This window comes from Devosia neptuniae, assembly GCF_025452235.1.
Taxonomy (GTDB): domain Bacteria; phylum Pseudomonadota; class Alphaproteobacteria; order Rhizobiales; family Devosiaceae; genus Devosia.
The window spans coordinates 3,887,332-3,911,699 of the sequence record NZ_CP104965.1 but is presented as its reverse complement, the minus strand read 5'-3'; the positions used below and the strand labels follow the sequence as shown (position 1 = coordinate 3,911,699).

At 62.3% G+C, this 24,368-nt stretch carries 23 protein-coding genes and 1 tRNA gene; 17 read left to right on the top strand and 7 right to left on the bottom strand.

Annotation, left to right across the window (positions count from 1 at the left end):
• The first annotated feature begins 80 nt into the window (after positions 1 to 80).
• The 3 genes from N8A98_RS21990 to N8A98_RS21980 all read left to right on the top strand — a co-directional run bounded on the left by N8A98_RS21990 (position 81) and on the right by N8A98_RS21980 (position 2,855).
• Entirely contained in the window at positions 81 to 1,562 is a 1,482-nt protein-coding gene (locus tag N8A98_RS21990) for a leucyl aminopeptidase (protein ID WP_262168505.1), read from the top strand.
• 232 nt (positions 1,563 to 1,794) lie between these two features.
• The gene (locus tag N8A98_RS21985; RefSeq protein WP_113123174.1) at positions 1,795 to 2,241 is read left to right on the top strand and encodes a DNA polymerase III subunit chi; all 447 of its coding nucleotides are present in this window, start codon (positions 1,795 to 1,797) and stop codon (positions 2,239 to 2,241) included.
• The gene (locus N8A98_RS21980) at positions 2,238 to 2,855 is read left to right on the top strand and encodes a YitT family protein (protein WP_262168502.1); all 618 of its coding nucleotides are present in this window, start codon (positions 2,238 to 2,240) and stop codon (positions 2,853 to 2,855) included. The genes N8A98_RS21985 and N8A98_RS21980 overlap by 4 nt, the downstream gene beginning before the upstream one ends.
• Here N8A98_RS21980 and N8A98_RS21975 read toward each other — a convergent pair.
• From N8A98_RS21975 to N8A98_RS21965, 3 genes are all read right to left on the bottom strand, one after another.
• Complete coding sequence (locus N8A98_RS21975; RefSeq protein ID WP_262168500.1) at positions 2,848 to 3,702, bottom strand: DUF4344 domain-containing metallopeptidase; 855 nt, start codon at positions 3,700 to 3,702, stop codon at positions 2,848 to 2,850. The two genes, N8A98_RS21980 and N8A98_RS21975, sit on opposite strands and share 8 nt — an antisense overlap.
• 100 nt (positions 3,703 to 3,802) lie before the next feature.
• Positions 3,803 to 4,234 carry a cupin domain-containing protein gene (locus N8A98_RS21970; RefSeq protein ID WP_262168498.1) on the bottom strand — a complete coding sequence of 144 codons (432 nt, stop codon included), beginning with the start codon at positions 4,232 to 4,234 and terminating at the stop codon, positions 3,803 to 3,805.
• A complete protein-coding gene (locus N8A98_RS21965; protein ID WP_262168496.1) occupies positions 4,231 to 6,099 on the bottom strand; it encodes an ABC-F family ATP-binding cassette domain-containing protein in 1,869 nt (622 codons plus the stop codon). Before N8A98_RS21965 ends, N8A98_RS21970 begins: the two co-directional genes overlap by 4 nt.
• A 189-nt stretch (positions 6,100 to 6,288) precedes the next feature.
• Between N8A98_RS21965 and N8A98_RS21960 the strand changes: the two genes are divergently transcribed.
• From N8A98_RS21960 to N8A98_RS21930, 7 genes are all read left to right on the top strand, one after another.
• The gene (locus tag N8A98_RS21960) at positions 6,289 to 6,690 is read left to right on the top strand and encodes a hypothetical protein (protein WP_262168494.1); all 402 of its coding nucleotides are present in this window, start codon (positions 6,289 to 6,291) and stop codon (positions 6,688 to 6,690) included.
• Positions 6,691 to 6,765: 75 nt separating this feature from the next.
• A complete protein-coding gene (ndk, locus tag N8A98_RS21955; RefSeq protein ID WP_262168492.1) occupies positions 6,766 to 7,188 on the top strand; it encodes a nucleoside-diphosphate kinase in 423 nt (140 codons plus the stop codon).
• A 488-nt stretch (positions 7,189 to 7,676) separates the two neighbouring features.
• Positions 7,677 to 9,611 carry a DEAD/DEAH box helicase gene (locus N8A98_RS21950; RefSeq protein WP_262168490.1) on the top strand — a complete coding sequence of 645 codons (1,935 nt, stop codon included), beginning with the start codon at positions 7,677 to 7,679 and terminating at the stop codon, positions 9,609 to 9,611.
• A gap of 215 nt (positions 9,612 to 9,826) precedes the next feature.
• A complete protein-coding gene (locus N8A98_RS21945; protein WP_262168488.1) occupies positions 9,827 to 10,666 on the top strand; it encodes an SDR family oxidoreductase in 840 nt (279 codons plus the stop codon).
• 114 nt (positions 10,667 to 10,780) lie between these two features.
• On the top strand, positions 10,781 to 11,095 hold the full coding sequence (sugE, locus tag N8A98_RS21940) for a quaternary ammonium compound efflux SMR transporter SugE (RefSeq protein ID WP_262168486.1): 315 nt from the start codon (positions 10,781 to 10,783) through the stop codon (positions 11,093 to 11,095).
• Between the two features lie 244 nt (positions 11,096 to 11,339).
• Positions 11,340 to 11,939: a hypothetical protein gene (locus tag N8A98_RS21935; protein WP_262168484.1), complete on the top strand. Its 600-nt coding sequence runs from the start codon at positions 11,340 to 11,342 to the stop codon at positions 11,937 to 11,939.
• Between the two features lie 572 nt (positions 11,940 to 12,511).
• Positions 12,512 to 14,605 carry a molybdopterin-containing oxidoreductase family protein gene (locus N8A98_RS21930; protein WP_262168482.1) on the top strand — a complete coding sequence of 698 codons (2,094 nt, stop codon included), beginning with the start codon at positions 12,512 to 12,514 and terminating at the stop codon, positions 14,603 to 14,605.
• 148 nt (positions 14,606 to 14,753) lie between these two features.
• Here the strand turns inward: N8A98_RS21930 and N8A98_RS21925 are convergent, their stop codons facing one another.
• Positions 14,754 to 15,518 carry a sulfite exporter TauE/SafE family protein gene (locus tag N8A98_RS21925; RefSeq protein WP_262168480.1) on the bottom strand — a complete coding sequence of 255 codons (765 nt, stop codon included), beginning with the start codon at positions 15,516 to 15,518 and terminating at the stop codon, positions 14,754 to 14,756.
• Between the two features lie 306 nt (positions 15,519 to 15,824).
• Here N8A98_RS21925 and N8A98_RS21920 point away from each other — a divergent pair, with 306 nt between their 5' ends.
• The 3 genes from N8A98_RS21920 (at position 15,825) to N8A98_RS21910 (ending at position 17,193) form a co-directional block, all read left to right on the top strand.
• On the top strand, positions 15,825 to 16,265 hold the full coding sequence (locus N8A98_RS21920; protein WP_113121614.1) for a glyoxalase superfamily protein: 441 nt from the start codon (positions 15,825 to 15,827) through the stop codon (positions 16,263 to 16,265).
• Positions 16,266 to 16,364: 99 nt separating this feature from the next.
• Complete coding sequence (locus N8A98_RS21915; protein WP_262168477.1) at positions 16,365 to 17,000, top strand: glutathione S-transferase N-terminal domain-containing protein; 636 nt, start codon at positions 16,365 to 16,367, stop codon at positions 16,998 to 17,000.
• A gap of 102 nt (positions 17,001 to 17,102) precedes the next feature.
• Positions 17,103 to 17,193 (top strand) — tRNA-Ser (locus N8A98_RS21910).
• 128 nt (positions 17,194 to 17,321) lie between these two features.
• Here N8A98_RS21910 and N8A98_RS21905 read toward each other — a convergent pair.
• Both N8A98_RS21905 and N8A98_RS21900 read right to left on the bottom strand, forming a co-directional pair.
• The gene (locus tag N8A98_RS21905; RefSeq protein WP_262168475.1) at positions 17,322 to 17,573 is read right to left on the bottom strand and encodes a GlsB/YeaQ/YmgE family stress response membrane protein; all 252 of its coding nucleotides are present in this window, start codon (positions 17,571 to 17,573) and stop codon (positions 17,322 to 17,324) included.
• 141 nt (positions 17,574 to 17,714) lie between these two features.
• A complete protein-coding gene (locus N8A98_RS21900) occupies positions 17,715 to 18,197 on the bottom strand; it encodes an SRPBCC family protein (protein WP_262168473.1) in 483 nt (160 codons plus the stop codon).
• Between the two features lie 306 nt (positions 18,198 to 18,503).
• Between N8A98_RS21900 and N8A98_RS21895 the strand changes: the two genes are divergently transcribed.
• From N8A98_RS21895 to nagA, 3 genes are read left to right on the top strand one after another with little or no spacing between them, the layout of a single operon-like run.
• Positions 18,504 to 19,292, top strand: coding sequence for a GntR family transcriptional regulator (locus N8A98_RS21895; RefSeq protein WP_262168472.1), 789 nt, complete (start codon positions 18,504 to 18,506; stop codon positions 19,290 to 19,292).
• Positions 19,289 to 20,317, top strand: coding sequence for an SIS domain-containing protein (locus N8A98_RS21890; RefSeq protein WP_262168470.1), 1,029 nt, complete (start codon positions 19,289 to 19,291; stop codon positions 20,315 to 20,317). The genes N8A98_RS21895 and N8A98_RS21890 overlap by 4 nt, the downstream gene beginning before the upstream one ends.
• Positions 20,314 to 21,483 carry an N-acetylglucosamine-6-phosphate deacetylase gene (nagA, locus tag N8A98_RS21885; RefSeq protein ID WP_262168468.1) on the top strand — a complete coding sequence of 390 codons (1,170 nt, stop codon included), beginning with the start codon at positions 20,314 to 20,316 and terminating at the stop codon, positions 21,481 to 21,483. The genes N8A98_RS21890 and nagA overlap by 4 nt, the downstream gene beginning before the upstream one ends.
• On the opposite strand, the gene N8A98_RS21880 is transcribed toward nagA, so the two are convergent.
• Positions 21,480 to 22,223, bottom strand: a complete 744-nt coding sequence (locus tag N8A98_RS21880) for an SDR family oxidoreductase (RefSeq protein WP_262168467.1) — start codon at positions 22,221 to 22,223, stop codon at positions 21,480 to 21,482. The genes nagA and N8A98_RS21880 overlap by 4 nt on opposite strands.
• A 441-nt stretch (positions 22,224 to 22,664) precedes the next feature.
• On the opposite strand from N8A98_RS21880, the gene N8A98_RS21875 reads away from it, so the two are divergent.
• Positions 22,665 to 24,089, top strand: a complete 1,425-nt coding sequence (locus tag N8A98_RS21875) for a hypothetical protein (RefSeq protein WP_262168465.1) — start codon at positions 22,665 to 22,667, stop codon at positions 24,087 to 24,089.
• The last annotated feature ends 279 nt before the right edge of the window (positions 24,090 to 24,368 follow it).

Sequence of the window (24,368 nt, the reverse complement as noted above, 5' to 3'; positions counted from 1 at the left end):
GATTGACGCGGCCTCCATTCCCCTCAATGCTTCGGAAAACATCTTCGCATGGCGCCCGCCATGTCTTGCAAGGCCGTCCAATGTCCCAGAAACTTTCGATCCAAACGGCAGCCTTTGCCGGCGTTTCCGCACCCCTGACCATCATCTATGCCGCCGAAGGCGAAGCCCCCGCCGGCGCCGGCGCCGCCATCTGGTCCGCCACTGGGCTCGATTGGCATTCAGTCAGCGCTTCCGCCGCCTTCAAGGGCAAGCAGGGCCAGGCGCTCGACATTATAGGGCAGGGCGCTGGCCGCCTGATCGTCCTGGGCAAGGGCAAGCCTGATGACAAGGCCCCCCTCAACGCCTGGACCGATCGCGGCGGCTCGCTCTTCGCCAAGATCGCCGCCGCCCGCGCCGAGTCGGTCGCCGTCATCGTGGATGAACCCGGCGCCACTCCCGCCGCCATTGCCGAATTGGCCGCGGGCCTCCGTCTGCGCCACTACAAGTTCGACAAATACAAGACCGCGCGGCCCGACGAGCCGGCCGGCGACATCTCTATCACGCTGCATGTCGCCGACCCCGCCGCCACCGATACCGCCATTGCCGATCGCGGCGCCGTCGTCGAGGGCACGCTGCTCGCGCGCGACCTGATCAACGAGCCGGCGAACGTCCTGGGCCCGGTCGAATTCGCCGCCAAGGCCGCCGAATTGTCCGCCCTCGGCGTCGATGTCGAAATTCTCGAACCCGCCGAGCTCGAAAAGCTCGGCATGGGCTCGCTGCTCTGCGTCGCCCAGGGCTCGGATCGTCCTGCCCGCCTCGTCGTCATGCAATGGCGCGGTGGCGATGTCGGCGCTGCGCCGCTGGCCTTCGTGGGCAAGGGCGTGGTCTTCGATACCGGCGGCATTTCCATCAAGCCCGCCGCCTCCATGGAGGAAATGAAGGGCGACATGGGTGGCGCCGCCGCCGTCACCGGCCTCATGCGGGCGCTCGCCGGCCGCAAGGCGCCGGTCAATGCGGTGGGCGTCATCGGTCTGGTCGAAAACATGCCTTCGGGCAATGCCGTCCGCCCCGGCGATATCGTTACCGCCATGAGCGGCACCACGATCGAAGTGATCAATACCGATGCCGAAGGCCGCCTCGTGCTGGCCGACGCGCTCTGGTACACGCAGGACCGCTTCAAGCCCCGCTTCATGATCAACCTGGCGACCCTCACCGGCGCCATCATCGTCGCGCTCGGCCACGAACATGCAGGCCTTTTCTCCAACAATGACGAGTTGGCCATTCAGCTGCTCAATGCCGGCCTCACCGCCAATGAAAAGCTCTGGCGCATGCCGCTCAGCCCCGCCTATGACAAGCTGATCGAATCCAAATTCGCCGATATCCGCAATTCGGTCGGCCGCCCCGCCGGCTCGATCACCGCGGCCCAATTCCTGCAGCGCTTCGTCAACAACGTCCCCTGGGCGCATCTGGACATCGCCGGCACCGCCTTCGGCGCTAGCGCCACCGAAATCAACACCTCCTGGTCGGCAGGTTTCGGCGTCGCCCTGCTCGATCGGCTAGTCAGGGACTATTACCAGGGTTAGCCAACCTTCTATCCCTCTCCCCTTGTGGGAGAGGGATAGGAAATCCGCGTTCAGCGGATTTGCGAGGGTGAGGGGGCTGCGCAAGCCCATGCTTCGGGGCTCGCAGACGCCACAGAACCCCTCATCCGCCCTTCGGGCACCTTCTCCCACAAGGGGAGAAGGCGACCACTTCGGCATCGTCGCGCACCGATTCAGTCTTCCACCCACCAGCCTCTCGCGCTTAAGTAGGGCCATGCCTGATATCCTCTTCTACCATCTCGAAGCCCGCCCGCTCGAAGCGGTCATTCCGCTGCTGCTGGAAAAAACCCTCGAACGCGGCTGGCGTGCCGTAGTCGAAGTCGGCTCCACCGAGCGCGCCGAGGCGCTCGATGCGCATCTCTGGACCTATCGCGAGGATAGTTTCCTGGCCCATGGCCTGGCCGGGGAAGAAACCGACAGCCTCCAGCCCATCCTCATCACCACCGGCCTCGACAATCCCAACGGCGCCGCCTGCCGTTTCTTCGTTGATCGCGCCGTGCCCCAATCCGCCGATGGCTATGAGCGCATCGTCTACATGTTCTCCGGCCATGATCCCGATGCGGTGGCCGAAGCCCGTCTCGCCTGGAAAGCCCTGCGCGACGGCAACAGTGTGACCTATTGGCAGCAGGAAGCCAGCGGCCGCTGGGTCAAGAAGGCATGACGCCCGATCTGTCCACTCCCAGCCGCCACCAACTCCACGAAGACATTTTCGCCATCCTGATCGGCACCACGCTGGTCTCGCTCGGCATCGTGTTTTACGCGCAAGTCACCCTGATCACCGGCAGCACGGCCGGCATTGCCCTGCTGCTGCAATATGCCACCGGCATCCCCTTCGGCTGGCTGTTCTTCGCCATCAACCTGCCATTCTACGTGTTGGCCGTGCTGCGCATGGGCTGGCCCTTCGCCATCAAGACCTTCCTCAGCGTTGCCCTGGTCTCGTGGTTTTCCGTCCATTTTCCCGATTGGCTGGATATTTCCAGCATCCATCCGCTGTTTGCGGCTTTGGTCGGGGGCGGGCTGATCGGGCTGGGCATTCTCTCGCTGTTCCGCCACAAGGCCAGCGTGGGCGGCATCAACATCCTCGCCCTGTTCCTGCAGGAAAATTTCGGCATCCGCGCCGGCTATTTCCAGCTCGGCGTCGATACAGTGATCCTGCTGATCGCGTTTTTCGTGCTGCCGTTCGACCGGGTGCTCTATTCGGTCCTCGGCGCGCTGGTGCTTAACCTGATCGTCGCGCTCAATCACAAACCCGGCCGTTACGTCGGTTTCAGCTAGGCTTGTCCTTGTCCTTCTGCCGGCTCTGCGGCGGCACGTCGGCCTTCTGGGTTATGTCCTCCTGATAGAGGTCCATATAGTCCTGCATCAGCTCGTAGCAGAAGATGATCTCGACGGTTTCTGGGTCATAGAAGGCATTGGCCTCCCCGCAGCGCTTGGCGTTGAACTGCACATTTTCCCGCAGATTGTAGCGATTGCGCAATTCATCGGCGACCTGGTCGAACACCCCGCTCGATTTGAACGCGGCCGCCGCATCTTTCAGCCGTCCACCCGCATCATGATAGGTCACCGTCACCTTGGTGCCCGTGCCATTCTTGTTCGCCCGCGTGCCCAGCAGGCCCTCAAAACTGCGCTTGACCAGTTCATAGTCGAAATAGCAGGTGTCGCGCCGGTCGCGATCCAGCGCGTAATCATTGGCGATCGGCTGGAACGCCTTGTCGTCGCTGCCCACCATCAGGCACACGATCTGATAGGCGCGCTGCTTGTCCAGCGTATGGGCGGCCGCATAGTCGCTCTCCACCCCGCCACTGTCATAAGCCACGCCCGACAGCACCCAGCCCTTGGCCGCGTCGGCCAGCGCCTGGTCGGCCTCGCGGGTCCGCTTGCTCAGCAAGGTCCAGGTGGCCATGTTGTCGGCCGCGTCTTCTTCCCGCCCCAGCACCGGCAGGTTGAGCTGGTCGACCAGCAGATGCGCGATTTCATGATACAGCACGAAAAGACTGTTATTGGCCGCGAAGCGCCGGATTTCGGCCCGTTCCTTCTTGCTCAGCTCCGCTGCCGCCGTCCCTTGCAGGGCCATCGCGCACAAACCGATCGAAAGAACGATGCCACGATAGAATGTGCGCATGACCAACTCTTCGGATTCTTCGTTGTGGCCAGCAGATTGCAAGGACGCTGCGCTGTCAACTCACGCTGACAAACGGGCTTAAAGACCGTTTGAAACTTTCTTAATCGCCGCCCGGCGCCCAGGTCTTGTCGGCGAGCTCAAATCCAGAGAATTGGAACCCCGGCGCCACGGTGCAGCCCACCAGCGTCCAGTCTCCCGTGCTTTCCGCGGCCTGCCAGGCTTCACGCGGCACCACGATTTGCGGCCGCTGACCACTATCGAGATCAGCGCCCAGCACCTGTTCGTCCACCGTCCGGCCATCGGAAATGCGCAGGCGCAGCGGCGCGCCGGCATAGAAATGCCACACTTCGACCGCGTCCACGCGATGCCAGTGCGATTGGTCGCCCGCTTCGAGCAGGTAATAAATCGCCGTGGATTTAGGCCGTCCGTCAGTGCTGGCATTGTCCTCGAATGTCCGCGCATACCAGCCGCCTTCGGGATGGCGTTCCATCCCTAACGTGAAAATCACGTCCTTGGCGGCCAGTTTCCTCATGCGCGCTCGACACTCTCAAGTTCGGCGCTCAGCGCCAGCCATTTTTCTTCCGCAGCCTCGAGATCGGCGCTTAGACGCGCCTTGTCCTTGCCCAAAGCGATCAGGCGTTCGGGAGCGCCATTGTAGATTTTCGGATCGTCGAGCTGGGCGCCGATTTTGTCGATTTCCACCTTCAAACGGGCAATCTTGGTTTCCACATCCTTAATGCTCGCCTTGATCGGGGCGATTTCGGCCCGCTTGGCCGCTGCCTCCTGCTTGGACAGCTTGTTGCCGCCGCCCTTGCCACCGCTGCTCTTGCTTTCTTTATTGGAAGTGATCGAGCGCTGGTAGCTGTCCAGATCCTCGTCCAGTTCGCGAATAGTGCCGCCCTCGGCGATCCATAGCGTATCGCAGGTCGCTTCGATCAGATGGCGGTCGTGGCTGATGATCAGCACGGCGCCTTCATAATCGTTCAGCGCATGCACCAGCGCATCGCGGCTATCGATATCGAGATGGTTGGTCGGCTCGTCGAGGATCATCATCCCCGGACCGCCAAAGGTGATCAGGCCCATCAACAGCCGCGCGCGCTCGCCACCCGACAGGTTCTTGGCCAGCGTGTCCATGCGCGATTTGGTCAGGCCCATCTGGCTCAGGCGCGAACGGCGCCTGGCTTCGCTCTCGGTGGGCATCAGCTCCACGACATGCTCGAATGGCGTCCAGTCGGGCTTGAGCTTGTCCATCTGGTGCTGCGCAAAATGCGCGATTTCCAGCTTCTTGCCCTTCGCAAGCGTGCCGCCCGTCGGCTTGATGTCGCCGGCAAGGAGCTTTGCAAAAGTAGACTTGCCGTTACCATTCACCCCGATCAAGGCAATCCGATCCTCTGGGTCGATCCGCATGTTCACATTGCGCAGAATGGTCTTGTCGCCATAGCCTGTCGATACGCCATCTAGCGTAAGCATGGGCGTTGCCTGCTCGGCCTTGGGCTGCTGGAAAGTGAACGGCGCCGCATATTCGTCGAACATCGCCGCAGGCGGTCGCAGCTTTTCGATCATCTTCATGCGCGACTGGGCCTGCTTGGCCTTGGAGGCCTTGGCCTTGAAGCGGTCGACGAATTTCTGCAGATGCGCCACCTGGTCGAGCGCCTTTTCGCGGCCCTTGTTGTTGAGCTCCATCTGCATGCGTCGCGTAGTTTCGAACGTGTCGTAATTGCCTTTGTAGAAGGTCAGTTTCTTGTGTTCGAGATGGATGATCGAATTGACCGACTTGTTCAGCAGGTCACGATCGTGGCTGATCATGAAGACGGTATAGGGATAGGTGGCCAGATATTTTTCCAGCCACAACGTGCCTTCGAGATCCAGATAGTTGGTCGGCTCGTCCAGCAGCAATAGATCAGGCTGGGAAAACAGCACGCCGGCCAGCGCCACGCGCATGCGCCAGCCGCCCGACAGCTCATGCGTCGGCGCATTCTGGCGGTCCTGCTCAAAGCCCAGGCCCTTCAAAATCGATGATGCCCGCCCCTCCGCCGAATAGGCGTCGATATCGGCCAGCCGCGTATAGATCTCGCTGATCCGGTCCGGGTCCGTCGCGGTCTCGGCTTCCGCCATCAGCGCGGTGCGCTCCTTGTCGGCCGCCATCACCACGTCCAGCACGCTTTCATTGCCGGCCGGCGCTTCCTGCGCCACCGCGCCAATGCGCGCCTTCTTGTTCAATTCGATATTGCCCGCATCGGCCGAGATATGGCCCTGCAGCAAATGGAACAATGTGGTCTTGCCCGTGCCGTTCTTGCCGACAAACCCGGTCTTGGAGCCGGTGGGCAGCACCACCGAGGCATCCTCGAACAATTCGCGGCCCTGAATGCGGTAGGTGAGATTATTGATCGTGAGCATGACAACGGCAATCTAGTGAGGAGGGCAGGGGTCTGTGCGGCACATGCGGCGCCAATGCGGCAACGCCCCTGCGAAAAGGTGTTGGCTGCTGGATAAAGTTAAGAACCCCTTATGGCAACCGCCATTGCGGTATAGTTGACACGCGGTTGCCAAACTCGCCATCTAGCCTCCTCAAAAATGGAGGACCACATGCGCCAATTCGCCCTCGCCACCATCCTGGCCCTCAGCACGACCGCTGCATTCGCCGACGCGCCCTTCGCCCCAATGCCCGAGCCATCGCCCAATGAAGGCCCCGCCTTTATCGACTCCTCCGCCACGCGCGTCGATGCCGATCAGGTCCAGCTCAAACTGACCTTCGAGGGCGGCGCCTGCCAGGCCGTCGACGAGCCGGTTCTGGGCGATGTTTCCGGCGGCACGCTGGCCCTCACCATCCCCACCCATGACACCTCCGAAATGTGCACCATGCAGATCGTGCAGATCCCGGTCGATGTCACTATCGACGCCGGCGCCGACATCACCGCACTCGACGTGATCATTCAGGCACCAAGCGGGCAACCTCAGCACAGCGGCACGATCGAGGTTTCCAACTAGTCTTGTCTCCGTCACCGTCTCCCGATAGAAGGCAGCACCTTTCTCAGCCCTTTATCGCAATAAGGACCAGCTTCAATGGCGATCGAACGCACTTTCTCCATCATCAAACCCGATGCCGTCCGTCGTAACCTCATCGGCAAGATCCTGACCAAGTTCGAAGACGCCGGCCTGCGTCCGATCGCGCTCAAGAAGATCCACATGACCCGCGCTCAGGCCGAAGGCTTCTACGCGGTCCATAAGGATCGTCCCTTCTTCGGCGAACTGGTCGAGCAGATGATCGCTTCCCCCGTCGTCGTGCAGGTTCTGGAAGGCGAAGGCGCCATCCTCAAGAACCGTGACGTGATGGGCGCGACCAACCCGGCAAACGCCGCCGAAGGCACCATCCGCAAGGAATTCGCCCTCTCGATCGGCGAAAACTCCGTGCACGGCTCGGACGCTCCCGAGACCGCTACCCAGGAAATCAAGTTCTTCTTCAACGACGACGAACTGGTCGGCTAGTCCCACTTCCTACCCCTCTCCCCTTGAGGGACTTCGAGCCGTCCCGCAGGGCAAATCGCTCCGGTGGAGCGATTTGAGGTAAGAAGGCCATGAGAGCTATGCTCGAATGGCACGAATTTTCCACAACAACCGTACTTCCCCTCTCCCCTTGAGGGAGAGGGATAGAAAATCGGCGTTCAGCCGATTTTCGAGGGTGAGGGGTTCTGCGCTCGCCCATGCTTATATGTTAGAGTGAGCATCGAACCCCTCATCCGCCCCGTTGGGGCACCTTCTCCCTCAAGGGGAGAAGGCTGACGACTGCCAATTCATTTGGTAGGCCGCCCGCCGGGCGGCCTTTTGCTTTATTTGTGCTATGCTGCACGCAACCGCCCCGGCGTCATTCCCGCATAAGCGGGAATTTCCCTGGCCAATCCATCCGCAAGAAGTGGGATTCCCGCTTACGCGGAAATGACGTCGTTGCTTGATCGACGTCCCACGAAAGAACTGATTTGTCCCTGCCTGAAACCATTCTTGCTCCGCTCGCCCGTGCCCTTGCCGCCAAGGGGTACGAGACGCTGACGCCCGTGCAAGCCGCCATCATCGAAGATGAAACCGCCGGCCGCGATCTACTCGTCTCCGCTCAAACCGGCTCCGGCAAGACCGTCGCCTTCGGCATGGCCATTGCGCCAACCCTATTGGGTGATGCCGAGCGCTTCACCGAAGTCGGCGCCCCCCTGGCGCTGGTCATTGCCCCCACCCGCGAACTCGCCCTGCAGGTGCAGCGCGAACTCGATTGGCTCTATGCCGAAGCCGGCGCCCGCACCGCCTCCTGCGTTGGTGGCATGGATGCCCGCACCGAGCGCCGCGCGCTCGAACGCGGCGCCCATATCGTCGTCGGCACCCCCGGCCGTCTGCGCGACCACATCACCCGTGGGGCCCTCGACATGTCGGCGCTCCGCGCAGTCGTGCTCGACGAAGCCGATGAAATGCTCGACCTCGGCTTCCGCGAAGACCTCGAATTCATCCTCGACGCCGCCCCCGAAGATCGTCGCACGCTGCTCTTCTCCGCGACCGTGCCCAAGCCGATCGCCCAGCTCGCCAAGACCTTCCAGCGCGATGCCCTGCGCGTTGCCGCCTCCAGCGCTACCGAGCAGCACGCCGACATCGACTACAAGCTGATGCTGGTTCCCGCCGCCGAGCGCGAAAACGCCATCATCAATACGCTGCTCTACTTTGAATCGGTCAACACCATCGTCTTCGCCTCCACCCGCGAAGGCGTCAAACACCTCTCCGCCCGCCTCCACAATCGCGGCTTCGACGTCGTGACCCTGTCGGGCGAGCTCTCCCAGTCGGAGCGCACCAATGCGCTGCAGGCCATGCGCGATGGCCGTGCCCATATTTGCGTCGCCACCGACGTTGCCGCCCGCGGCATTGATCTGCCAAATCTTGACCTGGTCATCCACGCCGACCTGCCGACCAATCCCGACACACTCCTGCACCGTTCGGGCCGCACCGGTCGCGCTGGCCGCAAGGGCACCTGCGTCATCATCGCCCCGATGCATCGCCGCAACGTCGCCCAGCGCATCCTCAAGGGCGCCAAGCTCGACGTCACCATGATGGGCCCGCCCACCGCGAGCGAGATCGATGCCCGCTACCGCGAAGGCATCCTCTCCAACGCCTCCCTCAGCCTGCCGGTCGCCGAGGACGAAGCCGATTTCGTCGGCCAGCTGCTCGCCCGCTACAGCCCCGAAGCCATCGCGGCCGCCTATCTGCGCCAGCAATTCGCCGCCCGCCCAGCCCCCGAAGATGTCACCGAAAACGCCATGCCGGACCGGCCGGGCGACAAGGACCCCCGCACCCGCGAAAAATTCGAGGGCGGCACCTGGTTCAAGGTCACCGTCGGCCGCAAGCACAAGGCCGAGCCCCGCTGGGTCCTGCCCATGCTGTGCAAGGCCGGTAACGTCACCAAGACGGCCATCGGCTCGATCCGCATTTTCGATACCGAATCCCATTTCGAAGTTGCTGCCGGCAAGGCCGATGCCTTCGCTGCCGCCATCGCGCGCAATGGCTCGGGCGAACGCGGCGTCACCATCTCGTCCATCGAAGCCCCCGGCGAACGTCAGGCCACGCCCCGCCCATCCGGCAAGCGCCCGCCAGGCCCCGTCGAACGCTACGACCCCATGGCCGCCCGTCCCGAACGCAGTGACCGCCAGCAGCGCTACGGCTCGTCCACCCTCGGCGCCGAAGACTTCCAGCCCGCGCCCGCCGAGGCCCCGCGTCCGCCTCGCAAGGACTTCGACAAGCCCCGTGCTCCCAAGGCTCCCACCAAGGACAAGGGCAAGCCAAAATGGGCCGGCAAGCCCGCTGGCGATGGCGCTCCCTACGCCAAAAAAGACAAACCAGCCGGCAAAGACCACAAAGCCAAGCGCAAGCCGCAAATCTGAGACCTCGATCTCTCCCCCTGTCAGGGGAGGCTAGGAGGGGTACCCCAATCCCTCCGCTCCATCGTCTCCCTCCCCTTGATGGGGAGGGATCAAGGGTGGGGTGACGGGAGCCACAAAGGCCCGGACGTAAGCGCCCTTCACAACTCCGTTCCCGCCATCGGCCAGCCCTTTTGTCTCCCTAGTACACCGCCACCCAGCGCACTTCGGAACCCATCTTGCCGACTTCCCCCATCATCATCACCGGCGCCTCCTCAGGCATGGGCAAGGCCGCCGCACTCCAGCTGGCCCAACTGGGTCATCCGCTCGTCCTGCTGCTCCGCGACGGCCAAAAGGGCAGGGACGCCCATGCCGAAATCGTGCAGCGCTCCGGCAATCGCGCCGTCGAGCTCGAACATGCCGACCTGTCCTCGCAAGCCGATATCAGCGCCGCCGCCGCCCGCATCACCGGGCGTCACAAGCGCCTTTCCGGCTTCATCGCCAATGCCGGCGCCCATTTCAGCGAGCGCACACTTTCCCCCGATGGCGTGGAAATGACGCTCGCCATCAATCACCTCGCGCCCTTCCTGCTCACCCATCTCCTCCACGACGCCCTCAAGGCCCATGGCGCCGCCCGCATCGTGCTCACCGCCTCGAGCCTGCAATTCCCCTTCGATTTCTCCGATTACAACCGCGACCGCGCCTATGACGGCTACCGCGTCTACGGCCAGACCAAGCTCGCCAACGTGCAATTCACCTTCGCCCTGGCCCGCCGCCTCGAAGGCACCGGCATCACCGCCAATTGCCTCGCCCCGGGCCTAGTCCGTACCGACATCTACCGCCGCACGCGCGGCGCTTCCCGCTTCCTCGCCCATACGCTACTGGCGCCGCTCATGGCCTCGCCCGAAAAAGCCGGCAAAAAGCTCGTCCGCCTCGCCACCGATCCGGCCCTGGCGCAAACCTCCGGCGTCTATTTCAAGCATTACAAACCCAGCCGAGCCATCCCCGCCGCCTATGACGAAGCGGCCCAGGAACAGCTCTGGACGCTAAGCGAGCAACTGACCGGCACGGCTTATTAGGCCCACCCCTTCACCTTTGCCCCCCAATGTCCTATCTATGGCGCGACGCGAGGACGACCTTGCGCTTCCCAACTTTTCGGCCGGGACGACCCGCCACAGCTAGGAGTAAATCCCATGGCTTGGGTCTATCTCACCATTGCCGGCATCTTTGAAATGGGTTGGGCCATCGGCCTCAAATATACCGAGGGGTTCACCCGCCCGCTGCCCACCATCCTCACCGTCGGCGCCATGATCATCAGCGTCATCCTGCTCGGCATCGCCTTGCGCGATCTGCCCGTGGGCACCGGCTACGCCGTCTGGACCGGTATCGGCACCGTCGGCACCGCCATTCTGGGCATGTATCTGTTCGGCGATCCCGCCACTGCCGCGCGCCTCGCCAGCATCGGCCTGATCATCGCCGGCATTGTCGGTCTCAAGATTTTGTCCTGATCTTTCAATTCTCTACGGCGCTGGCATGAATCAAAATGCCAGCGCCTTGAATCAATCTGCGAACCCGGCCGCGCCGCCAATCTGTGACAAAAAGGCCGATGCACTGCCACGGCATTGCCTCTTCCCGAAATTGTTAATAGCCAAATCTGCGATCCTTGCTAGATTCGGTTTCGTATCCGCCGATCGCGTCGCCGGCCCCCAGTTTTGGAGAGCAATAGTGCCCTTGCGTTGGCAGGAAGTGGCTATGCCACTTGCCGTGATCCTCGTCCTTCTTCTTCTCAAACATATTCCCGCCACCGCCAGCCTGCCGCTTGCCCGCGCCGCCGGCGTGGTTGCCTTCGGCTATGCCGCCTTCCTGGCGCTACGCCTCGTGCAAGGCGAAGAAGCTGTCAGCGTCGACGGCTGGACCGAACTGCGCCCTTCCATGGTCGAATATTTCGCCTGCTACGGCGCTGCAGCGCTGGCCGTGGTCCTCATGTCCGCCGTCATTTTCGTCGGCAGCACCTCCATTGTCGAACCCACCCAGATGCTGGCCGCCTTCACCGCCGCCACGCTGCTCGGGGCAGGGGCCGTCGGCATCGGCATCGGCGGCCTGTTCACGCGCGTCCGCTGGAACAATACGCTGCTCGAACACCACACCGCCTTCGGCAAGCAAACCAGTCTCGCCTGGTCGGATGTGAGCAGCGTGCGCCCCAATTGGCGCGGCATCACCATCGCCACCCACGATGCGCGCAAAGTCACCTTCTCCCAATTCCACTCCGGCGCCGCCCAACTGGCCAAACACGCCACCAACCGCGCCCGCCGCAACGCCGAAACCGCCACCAAGGCGTTTGCTACGCTGTAGGCGTTTCCGTCCCCGGGTTTGCCCCCAATCTCTCCTCCCCACCTCTCTCCCTCGGGCTCGACCCGGGGGCCACTCGCCAATTGCGCCGGATTGAGAAGGGCCCTCGGGACGAGTCCGAGGGAAGGGCCGGTGATATTGGAACAGTAGTGGCATCCACCAAAGGTGTTCGGGGACAGCAAAGAGCTCACTTATCCCTCTTATCCCCCACCCCCAAAACCTGCCCCATACTCCCTCCATCTTCCGGGATACGGGCGGCGCTGCAGCGACGAGCGTCCGGAGGGCAGCCGGGGGAGGGGAGGTCGCGCTCCGCTCCGGGTCGAGCGGACGAGGCAATCGGGCGGGCGCTACGGCAAACGCTGGGGTCTGCGATCGCGCCGTCCGAAAAAGTCCCGGCACCCCGAGACGGCGTCGTCTCATTTTTAAATTCCTCACGAGGCGAAAGCCGTCTCGGGGTCCGTCCGTCTATTCGATAACCGCACCAGGCGGCGCTTTCGCACGCCCATCACGCCCCTTGATCCCGCGATCAAAACAATCGCTTGGACGCCCCTTCGCCACTGGGCTATTTTGACCCCATGAACAAACCAGTCGCCCTTCGCACCGCACGCTCCGTGTGTCCTCATGATTGCCCCTCCGCCTGCGCGCTGGATGTGGATATCATCGACAACAGCACCATCGGCCGCGTCCGTGGCGCCAAGGACGATCCCTACACCGCCGGCGTCATCTGCGAAAAAGTCGCCCGTTACGCCGAGCGCATCCACCACCCCGACCGCCTGACCCATCCCCTGCGCCGCATTGGCCCCAAGGGCAGCGGCCAATGGCAACAGATCGGCTGGGACGAAGCGCTGGACGAAATCGCCGCCCGCTTCAACCAGATCGAAGCCGAGCACGGCGCCGAAGCCATCTGGCCCTATTATTACGCCGGCACGATGGGCCATGTGCAGCGCGACGGCATTGATCGCCTCCGCGCCGCCAAAGGCTATTCCCGCCAATACGACACCATCTGCACCGGCACCGCCTGGCCCGGCTATATCGCCGGCACCGGCATGCTGGGCGGCGTCAATCCCGAACAAATGGCCGAAAGCGATTGCGTCGTCATCTGGGGCACCAATGCGGTACACACCCAGGTCAACGTCATGACCCACGCCATGCGGGCCAAAAAGGAGCGCAGCGCCAAGGTCGTCGTCATCGATATCTACGAAACCGCCACCATGGCCCAGGCCGATCTGGGCCTCGTCCTCCGCCCCGGCACCGATGGCGCCCTGGCCGTGGCCGTCATGCATATCCTGCTGCGCGACAACCTGGCCGACCGCGCCTACATGGCCAAATTCACCGATTTCGGGCCCGATTTCGAAGTCCATCTGGCGACCAAAACCTCAGAATGGGCCGCTGATATCACCGGCCTCACCGTCGAGCAGATCACCCAATTCGCCCATCTCGTCGGCACCACGCCGCGTTCCTATTTCCGCCTCGGCTATGGCTTCACCCGCCAGCGCAATGGTGCCACCGCCATGCATGCCGCCCTTTGCATCCCAGCCATGACCGGCGCCTGGCAGCATCGCGGCGGCGGCGCTTTCCATTCCAATTCGGGCACCTGGCAACTCGACAAATCCCGCATCACCGGCCCCCATCTGCAAAAGGGCGATCCGCGCTGGCTCGACATGTCCGAGATCGGCCCGATCCTCACCGGCAATGCCAAGGCGTTGAAAAACGGCGGCCCGGTCATGGCCATGATCGTGCAGAACACCAACCCCGCCTCGGTCGCCCCCGACCAGACTTTGGCGCGTCAGGGCCTAGCCCGCGAAGACCTGTTCCTCGTCGTCCACGAGCAGTTCATGACCGAAACGGCCGAGCTGGCCGATATCGTCCTGCCCGCCACCATGTTCCTCGAACACAACGATTATTACACCCGCGGCGGCCACACCCGCGTGCTCTATGGCCCGGCCGTCATCGAGCGCCCCGGTGAAACCCGGTCCAACCACGAAGTCATCAACGCCCTGGCGCTCCGCCTCGGCCTCGATGACGAGAGCTTCAAAACCGGCGACCGCGACCTCGTTGCCGAAACCTTCCGCCGCTCCAACTATGGCGATCTCAACGAGATCGAAAAAACCGGCTTCGTTGATCGCGAACGCCCCGACGCCGTCGCCCGCTATGCCGATGGCTTCGCCTGGCCCGACAAGCGCTTCCGCTTCGCCGCCAATTGGCAGGGTACGGCCGATAAAAAAGGCTATCTCTGGACCTGCGACCCCGCTGACATGCCGCGCTTTGCCGACCATTGGGACGTCACCGAAAAGACCGACGCCGAACACCCGTTCCGCCTCGCTACCAGTCCGGCCCGCGCCTTCCTCAATTCGTCGTTCAACGAAACCCCCGGTAGCCAGAAGCGCGAAGGCGTCCCCTCGGTCTTCATCCACCCCGACGACGCAACGCGCCTCGGCATCGAGGAAGGCCAATTCGTCACCCTGGGCAATCGTCGCGGCAGCGTCCACCTCACCGCCCGCATCCGCACCGGCCTGCCCACCGGCGTCCTCATCGCCGAAGGCCTGCACCAAAACAAATCCCATCGTGGGGGCAAAGGTATCAACACCCTAACCAACGCCACCCCCGCGCCCCCCTTCGGCGGCGCCACTTTCCACGACGCGGCCGTCTGGATCAGGAGGGCCGACTAAGCTCTTTCTTCCCCTCTCCCCTTGAGGGAGAGGGACGACATTTCTGCGTTCAGCAGAAATGACAGGGTGAGGGGTTCTGCGTCATCCCATGCTTTGATGCTGCAGAAAGAAACCCCTCCGGCCATCTTCTCCCTCAAGGGGAGAGACTTCAGGCATAAGCCCCCCAAAAGAAATACCCGGTCATAAACACCCCATATACAATCACCGCTGCCCGGATCACTCCGGTCGGCACGCGATGTGCATTGCGCGCCGCCAGATATCCACCCACGGTCACGCCCACCAGCGCGATGGAGCCATGATACCAATCGATCGACCCATTCAGCGCAAACCGCACCACGGCCACCAGCGCCACCAATGTGGAAATCCACAGCTTGAGCCCGTTCATGGCATGAATGTCGCTCATCCCCGCAGTGGCAAGAAATGCCAGCAGCAGGATTCCGAGACCCGCATTGAAGAACCCGCCATAGACGCAAACCCCGGCGAGGAACACCAGCAGCAGCACGGTCCCGGCCAGCTTCATCCCGCGCCGTCCACCACTATGCGCCGCCACAAAGGCATTGAGCCGATTGCCGAACGCAAACAGCAACACCGCGAACAGCATCAGCCAGGGCACGACCAGCGAGAATTGCTCGTCCGACACCACCAGCAGCAATTCGGCCCCCACCCAGCCGAAGATCACCGAAATGATGGAATAGAGCGCCAGCCGGTCCTTGTGTTTGGTTATGGCATGCCAGTAACCCACCGCGCCGCTGGCATAGCCGGGCAGGGCGGCATAGGTGTTGGATGCATTGGCGATCACCGGCGGTACCCCCACCGCCAGCAGCGCCGGAAACACGATGAACGAGCCGCCCCCCGCCAGCGAGTTCAACGCGCCACCCACCAGCCCGGCAATCAGCAACAATATTTCAAACACGCGATAGTCCTCCGCCTCCAGACAGCCCTAGCCGCTGGAAAGGCCATTGCCCAACACATTTGTCTGATCCGCCCATCACCCCGCTTGATGACGCATCCCAGCCACGAAGTTGACAAACCGGCAGCAACGCCTCATTTAGCGAGCAGGTTACTGGCACCCGCCGCTCGCCGGAAAGCAATTTCCGATGGTGAAGTCCAGCTCGTTAAGCCAAGACATCCAGGAAACTGGTTCATCTTTGCGAGGCGCTTCATGGCAATGCGAGCTCCCGTGATTTGAGCAGCCTCATGCAAATGAGAGGACCTTTTCATGTCTTTTTCGCTCGATACTCCCAGCATTCAAACGCTGAAATCCGAAGCCAAGGCCTATCGCGACGAACGCGCCCGCACCGGTGAACCCATCACCCATGGCGCCGCGCTCGAATCCATCGCCAAGGCCCATGGCTATCGCGATTGGAACACCGCCCGCGCCATGCTGCCCGAGCGCGTGGCCTCGCCCGTCCAGGTCGGCCACCGCGTCAAGGGCACCTACCTTGGCCAGAACTTCCGTGGTCTCGTCATTGGCGTGCAATTGCTCAGTGACATGCAGCACTATCAGGTGACCATCAAATTCGACGAGCCCGTCGATGTGGTTACCTCCGAGCTGTTCTCCGCCTTCCGCCAGCGGGTCACCGCCACGGTTGGTATCAATGGCGTTTCGCCCGCCCATACCAGCAATGGCCAGCCCCAGCTGCGGCTGTCGCGGGAATAGGGCTTTGACGCTTCTGGATGGCAGGGCTGCTTACCCCGGCCTTGCCATCCATCGTCTCCCGCCGATATATCTGCCCATCCTTTCCGAACGGGACGTGCCATGACCACCCAGACCAAGCCGATCGAAGCCTATTCGCTGCCCACCCCGAACGGGCAGAAACTCCACATCATGCTCGAAGAGCTGGGCGTCCCCTACACCTACCACCGCATTGACATCGGCAAGGGCGAGCAGTTTGCCCCCGATTTTCTCGCCATCTCGCCCAATAACAAGATTCCCGCCATTATCGACCCCGAAGGGCCGGGGGGCGAGCCGATCTCGATTTTCGAATCCGGCGCGATTCTGAAATATCTCGCCCTCAAATTCGGCAAGCTCTACCCCACCGATCCGCGCGCCCAGGTCAAGGTCGATGAATGGCTGTTCTGGCAGGTGGGCGGCTTCGGCCCCATGCTCGGCCAGAACCACCACTTCAATCTCTACGCGCCCGAAAAGCTGCCCTATGCACAAAAGCGCTATATCGACGAGACCAAGCGCCTCTATGGCGTGCTGAACAAGCAGCTCGAAGGCCGCGACTATATCGCCGGCGACTATTCCATCGCCGATATCGCTACCATCGGCTGGGCCCAGGGCTGGAAAAACCAGAGCCAGGACATCGAGGAATTCCCCAATGTGAAAGCCTGGATGGAACGCATGGCTGCCCGCCCCGCCGTCGCCAAGGGCCTCCTCGTCGGTAAGTAAACACCTGGCGCCGTCCTAGGGGCGGCGCCATCCGCCATCTTCCACACCCATCGTCAGAAACCACTTGCCATCCAGGAACGTGCCCGCTATCCACCCCTTGTCGGAGAGGTGGCCGAGTGGCCGAAGGCACGCCCCTGCTAAGGGCGCAGATCTCAAAAGGGTCTCGTGGGTTCGAATCCCATCCTCTCCGCCACTTTCCCCTATGCGCTGTTTTGCCCCTCGGGATCTAGGCGCAGTATCGGGTCGAAGAGTCTCGGGACGGTGGAACGTCGACGAGGCTGACCCCGGGCAAAACGCTCGGGGCCCAGTGCGATGACGAACTCAGCGCGTAACGGCGCGGCCGATCGCGATGATGATGCAAGCGCCGATGAAGCCGGCAATCAGATAGCCGATCCATCCGCCAAACGAGATGCCCAATAGCCCGAGCACCAGGCTGGCGACGATGGCGCCGACAATGCCCAGAATGATGTTCATGAGCAGGCCCGTATTGGTCTGCATGAACTGTTTGGCCAGCCATCCGGCAACACCGCCGATGATGATTGCTGCAAGCCAGCCTACGCCGTCAAAACCCATTGTTTTCCTCCTCAAGAAAGGGACTCGACAGCACCGAGCCTGACATAATGGGCGCAGAAGGCAAGCTATGCGCGCATCCGGCCAAAGTTGCAGCCCTTGAGGCCGCAACCTTTGCCTGCCGCCTCGCAGCGTTGGTCCGCCTCAGATGCGCTTGACCAGGTCTTCCAACTGGTCGGTGCACATGCCCCATCCCTCATGGAACCCCATATCTTCGTGGCTCTTGCGGTCTTCCGCAGTCCAGTGGCGGGCGATGGCCGTGTACCGCGTCTTCCCTGCCTCTTCGGTGAAGGTCAGGATCACCGTCATGAACGGCTTGGCCGAAGGCTCCCAGTCCCCGATATAGGCATCGGTGAACACCAGCTTCTCGTTGGGCACGACCTCCAGATATTGCCCTGGATTAGGATATTCGGTGCCGCTTTCGTCGGCCATCGTCACTACGCTGGCGCCACCGGGCCGCACATCCAGCACCGCCCTGGGCGTCGACCAGGGCTTGGGCGCAAACCATTGCGTCAGCAATTCGGGCTGCGTCCAGGCGGCATAGAGCTTCTCGCGCGGCGCATCGATCAGGCGGGTCAGCACGAGGTCGCGATTGACATCCGGGGCGGTGTTGGCTTGAGCAGTCATTTGGCAATCTCCATGTGTTGCGGGTTCAACCTGTCAACGAGCCGCCTAGCGGCTTTTCGACAAAGCCATGCTCTTTTTTGTACTTTTTATCGCATCAACTGGCTTTTCGCCGGGTAATGCCAAAAAAATACCACTTCCGCATTCAATCTCGCCGCCGTGATGCCGGCAGCGTCGCTTTGCCGAAACGACAGGGAATTTTCCGCTTATGCCCGGCCAATCGCCCTCAGGAGTCATTTTTGGCTTGGTGAATGGTATTTTATTGGTATCTTGATGCGGGCAAGCGCTAGCGTCTTATGCGGGGGAGCCGTGGCTGACCTGACCAATAGTTTGTTTTTCGATGGCCCGGTGGTCCTGCCCACTGGCGGCCCGCTTTATCTCCAGCTCAAGCGCTGGATCGAGGACGCCATCAACAAGGGGGCCATCAGCCCTGGCGATGCGCTGCCCTCCGAGCGCGATCTGGCGCTCAAGGTCGATGTGTCCCGCGTCACCGTCCGCAAGGCAGTGCTGCAACTGGTGCAGGATGGCGTTCTCGTGCAGCGGCACGGCTCGGGCACCTTCGTCGCCCCCCAACCGCAGCGCGTCGAGCAATCACTATCCCAGCTCACCTCCTTCACCGAAGACATGGCTCGCCGCGGCATGGCGGTGCGCTCCGAATGGCTAGATCGCGGCCTCTACCTGCCCTCGCCGGAAGAAACCGTCATCCTTGGCCTGTCGCCCGGCGAGCATGTCTCCCGCATCGCCCGCCTGCGGCTCACCGGCGATACCCCGCTAGCCATCGAGCGGGCGAGCCTTTCGGCGCGGGTCCTGCCTGATCCGGCTGTCGTTTCGGACTCGCTCTACAAGTTGCTCGAACGTTCCGGCAATCGGCCCATCCGGGCCATCCAGCGCATCAGGGCCGCCAATCTGGGCGCCGAAGATGCCGATCTGCTGCAGGTTGCCCCCGGCTCGGCCAGTCTCAACATTGAGCGCACATCCTACCTGGCCTCCGGCCGGGTCATCGAATTCACCCGCTCCATTTATCGGGGCGATACCTATGACTTCGTCGCCGAACTGCGGATCGGGGACACGCCGTCCAATGGAGCCGCCAAACCATGACTAACCAGACCCATATGCGCCGCGAGATCGAGGAGATCCCGAGCGCCGTGGCCAATTTTCTCGACAAGAGCACGCCGGTCATCACCGCCGCTGCCGCCGCCTTGCGGGACCGGAATCCATCGCTGGTCGCCACCGTGGCGCGCGGCTCATCCGACCATGCCTCCGCCTATCTCAAATACGCCATCGAACTGACGCTGGGCCTGCCGGTCGCCTCCATCGGTCCCTCGATTGCCTCGATCTACAACAAGCAACTCCGGCTTGATCGCGCCGTGGCCATCGCCATCTCCCAGTCCGGCAAAAGTCCCGACATTGTCGGCATGGCTCAATCCGCCAAGCGCGGTGGCGCTACTACGATTGCCATTACCAACACCGCCACCTCGCCTCTGGCCGAAAGCGCCGATTTCACCATCGACCTGCATGCCGGCGTCGAAAAATCGGTTGCCGCCACCAAAACCTTCGCCAGTTCCACCGTTGCAGGCCTCGCTTTGCTGGCCGAGTGGAGCGGTGACGCCGACCTTTCCCGTGCGGTCCACACTTTGCCGGAATCGCTGGCCGCCGCGGTCGCCTGCGATTGGTCCGAACTGATCGGCGCGCTCGATGGCCACAATGCGCTCTATGTCCTCGGGCGCGGTCCCGGCTGGGCCATCGCCAATGAAGCGGCCCTCAAGTTCAAGGAAACCTGCGGCGTCCAGGCCGAATCCTATAGCTCCGCCGAAGTGATGCATGGTCCGGTCTCCATCGTCACGCCGGGCTATCCCGTGCTGGCCTTGGCCGCTCGTGATGCCGCCGAGCCCTCCGTCGCCGAAATGGCGCACAAGCTGGCCGGGCAGGGCGCCCTGGCCTTCCTCACCAGTGATCTGGCCGGCCCGGCCACGCGTCTGCCCTTCGCGCCCACCAGCCATCCCATCACCGACCCGCTGGCCCTCATCGTCTCCTTCTATGGCTTCGTTGAAGCGCTCGCCCGCCATCGCGGCCTCAACCCCGATGAGCCGCGCCTGCTCAAAAAGGTGACCGAGACGGTATGAGCGACCTTCTCGCGGTAACAGGCGCCCGCATTTTCGATGGGCACGATTGGCAGGACGACGCAGCCCTGCTGATCGAGTTCGGCCAGGTCAGTGGCATCGTTGAGGCGAGCGCTATTCCCACCAATGCCGAAACCGCCCATTTGGCCGGCGGCATGCTGGTGCCCGGCTTTATCGATCTGCAGGTCAATGGCGGCGGCGGCGTGCTGTTCAACAATGACCCCACGCTTGAGGGCATCCGCACCATCTGCGCCGCGCACGCCCAATTCGGCACCACCGCGCTCCTGCCCACGCTGATTACCGACACTGTCGAGGTCAATATCCGCGCCATCGCCGCCGGCGCCGCCGCAACCGCGCAGCGTGTCCCTGGCTTCCTGGGCCTTCACCTCGAGGGGCCCCACCTCTCCGTCGCCCGCAAGGGCACCCACGACCCGGCTCTGATCCGCCCAATGGATGAGGCCGATCTGGCCCGTCTGCTCGCCGCGCGCACTCAGGTGCCGAACCTGCTCTGCACCGTCGCTGCCGAAACCGTCACCCCGGCCCAGATCGCGGCCCTGTCCGCCGCTGGTATCATAGTCAGCATCGGTCATTCCGACGCGGGTGCTGCTACAGCCGCCGCGGCCTTCACCGCCGGCGCCAGCATGGCCACCCATCTCTTCAACGCCATGAGCCAGCTCGGCAACCGGGAACCCGGCGTCGTCGGCGCCGTCCTTGCGCATGGCACCGTCTTCGCCGGCCTGATCGCCGACGGCATTCACGTCCATTCCGGCTCGATCGACGTCGCGCTCCGCGCCAAATCCGGTCCCGGCCGCATCTTCCTGGTCACCGACGCCATGTCCCAAACCGGCACCGACATCAAGACATTGACGCTGAACGGCCGAACCATAACCCGTTCCGACGGCGCCTTGCGCCTTGCCGATGGCACGCTGGCCGGCGCTGACCTCGATATGATCGACGCCGTCGAGTTCATGCACACCAGCATGGGCCTGCCCCTCGATGAGGCCTTGCGCATGGCCTCGCTCTACCCAGCCCAAGCCATGGGGATCGCCGCGGACTATGGCCATCTCCGTCCTGGCGCAGCAGCAAACTTCGTTCACCTCGACGCCAGCCGCCATGTCCGCTCCACCTGGATATCGGGCGCGGCAGTGTACCAGGCAGGGGGCCTTTAGCCTCGCCCGATATAGGGCATGGTCGTCGCCATCACCGTCATGAACTGCACATTGGCGCTCAGCGGCAGCCCGCTCATATAGAGCAGCGCATCCACGACGTGGGCCACATCGAATGTCGGCTCCGGCATGATCGTGCCATTGGCCTGCAGCGAGCCCGAATTCATGTGGCTGGTCATGTCCGTCGCCGCATTGCCGATATCGATCTGCCCGCAGGCAATGTTGAATGCCCGTCCATCCAGTGAAATCGCCTTGGTCAGCCCGGTGATCGCGTGCTTGGACGTCGTATAGCTCGCCGCGCCCGGCCGGGGCGCATGCGCCGAGATCGAGCCATTGTTGATGATCCGGCCGCCCTGCGGGCTCTGGTCCCGCATCGCCCGAAATGCCTCGCGCGCGATATAGAAGGCGCCATTGAGGTTGGTATCGATCATTTCGCGCCAGGTCGGCACATCGATATCCCCGAAGGGCAGGGCCGGCGCAAAGCGTCCGGCATTGTTGAACACCACGTCGATATGGGGATGGTGCGCCCGCAGCCCGGTAAAGAAATGCGCCACCTGCGCCGGGTCCGTCACGTCGCACGTCGCCCAATAGGCGCCGGTTTCCGCCGCCACTGCTTCCAGGGCCTCCGCACGCCGCCCGCAGATCGCCACCCGGTATCCCGCCTTGGCAAAGCCGATCGCCGCCGCCCGGCCGATCCCCGAGCTACCCCCAGTAATAACAGCGACTTTGTCCCGATGTGTCATGCATGTTCCCCGTTGCCGGCAGCGAGCTGCCCCATTGCGTCCCGATTTCGGCACATTCCCGCCACGGCATTGCGGCGACCTTATGGGCGGCGTGAAAGCCCGCCAAGGGCATAACTTTGCCCGTTTATGACGGCAAGAGCCTGTTAACCCCTTCAAAAGATAGAAAATTTAACCCCGGATTCACCCGCCTTAACGAGTGATTACCGCCTGTGTGTTGAATCTGCAACATTGGGGGGGAACCATATTGTGGCGGCCCCAAAACCGGCTTTGTTCGATTGCGTCCAAAGTTTGCATGCGTAGAGTGGGTCTTGCGAATCCATGCATGGGATCGTTTGTCGGTCGCAACGCGACGGCAACACACTGCACCACGATAGTGTGGTCGCGTTACGGCAAACCGCTGGGTAACCGGCACCAAGAATGACTGACTTTGGAGGTCAAATAATGAAACTCAAGAGCCTTATCCTCGGTTCTATTGCCGCTGCTGGTCTCTCGACCGCTGGCTATGCAGCCGATCTGGGCGTGCTGACGTCGCTGGACGTCTGCGACTCGCTCGGCATCTCGGGCCTGACGATCTCGTCGGACACCAACTGCCTGCAGATTTCGGGCGGCGTGAAGTATGAATTCTACTGGGGCGACTACAAGGACGAGCCGATCCTGGGCGTTGTCGGTCTGACCGACAGCATCCTCGCAGGTGGCGGTATCGACAACGGCAAGATCAACATCATCGGCGCCGGTTCGGGCCCTGATGGCGAGATGGATTGGCGTTCAAAGACCCAGGCTTGGCTGAAGTTTGTTGGGTCGGCTGATAGCGACTTCGGTACGGCTAAGGCTGTCCTGAAACTTGAGTTCAATGATCGTTACGACGTTCAGAATGAAGGTGCAGTCGTTCCTCACGGCGATAACCCGCAGCAAGATGCCAGCAAGCTGATCAATGAAGCCTACGTTTCAGTTGGTGACTCGACCGTTCTGATGGCCGGTAAGAAGAGCACCATCGGTAACTTCGGTGATTCCCAGCCCTTCAACTTCCTGCGTACCTTTGGTTACAACGAAGTTGACAACGGCATTCTGCTTGAAGGCGATGAAGACGGTTTCGGCGGTCATGTCATCCAGGTCGTTTCCGATCTCGGCAACGGCGTTTCGGTTGGCGTCGGCCTCGAAAACCTTGATGGCGGCTATTCTGTGTCGTACGACACCGATGGCGACGGCGTCATCGATGAAGTCGGCACGGAATCTGATCTGGCCGGTACCCTTGTCGGTGTTGTCAGCTATGCTGGCGAAGCCGTCACTGCCCATCTGACCGGTTTCACCGGCGGTATCCTCGACGGCGAAGCCGATTTCTACGGCATCCACGCCGGTGCCACGGGTACCTTTGAGCAGTTCAAGGTTCGCGCTGCTCTGGGTTACCTCTACAGCGAGGTGTTGGACGACGACAAGCTCCATGCTCTGATCTCGGCCGAAGCTGGTTTTGATATGTTCACCGTCGCTCTGTCGGGTGAATATGTTGATGCCTACGGCATTGAAGGCTACGGTGTTGGTGGTTCGGTTGGCTTCGCTGTTACCGATGGCATCAAGATCAACCTCGGCAGCCGTTGGTTCCGCAACGACACTCTCGACGAAGATACCGTTCAGGTTGCGGCTCAGCTCATTGCTGCCGTCACCGAAACCATCGAAGTCACCGGTGAAGTTGGTGGTTACTTTGGCAATGGCGTCGAAATCGGTTTTGCCGGTGCTACCGACAGCGTTGGTTACGGTGCTCTGGGCCTGAAGTGGGCTCCTGGCGGCGGTTTCACTTCCAGCCTCAAGGGCGAAGTCACCACCGAAAGCGCCTACAAGGTCTCGTTCACTGCCGAGAAGACCTTCGACTAATCGTCGATCCTTCTTTTGGATTGGGAAAGGCCCGGCTCTGCCGGGCCTTTCTTTTTGCCGCGCGCTACCCTTCGGGCGGACGTCTTCCGCGGCGCCGTTCCCACACACTTTCATTCCGCCACCACACTGTCATTCCCGCGAAAGCGGGAACCTCCGTTTCCTTCCCTAGCGCTAGCAAGGTATGATTCGCCGCTTCGCTCACCTCCTGTCACCCGACAGCGTTCAACATCTGAATCAGACATAAAATCCAACCACTTAACCCGCGCATTTTCGTTCCAA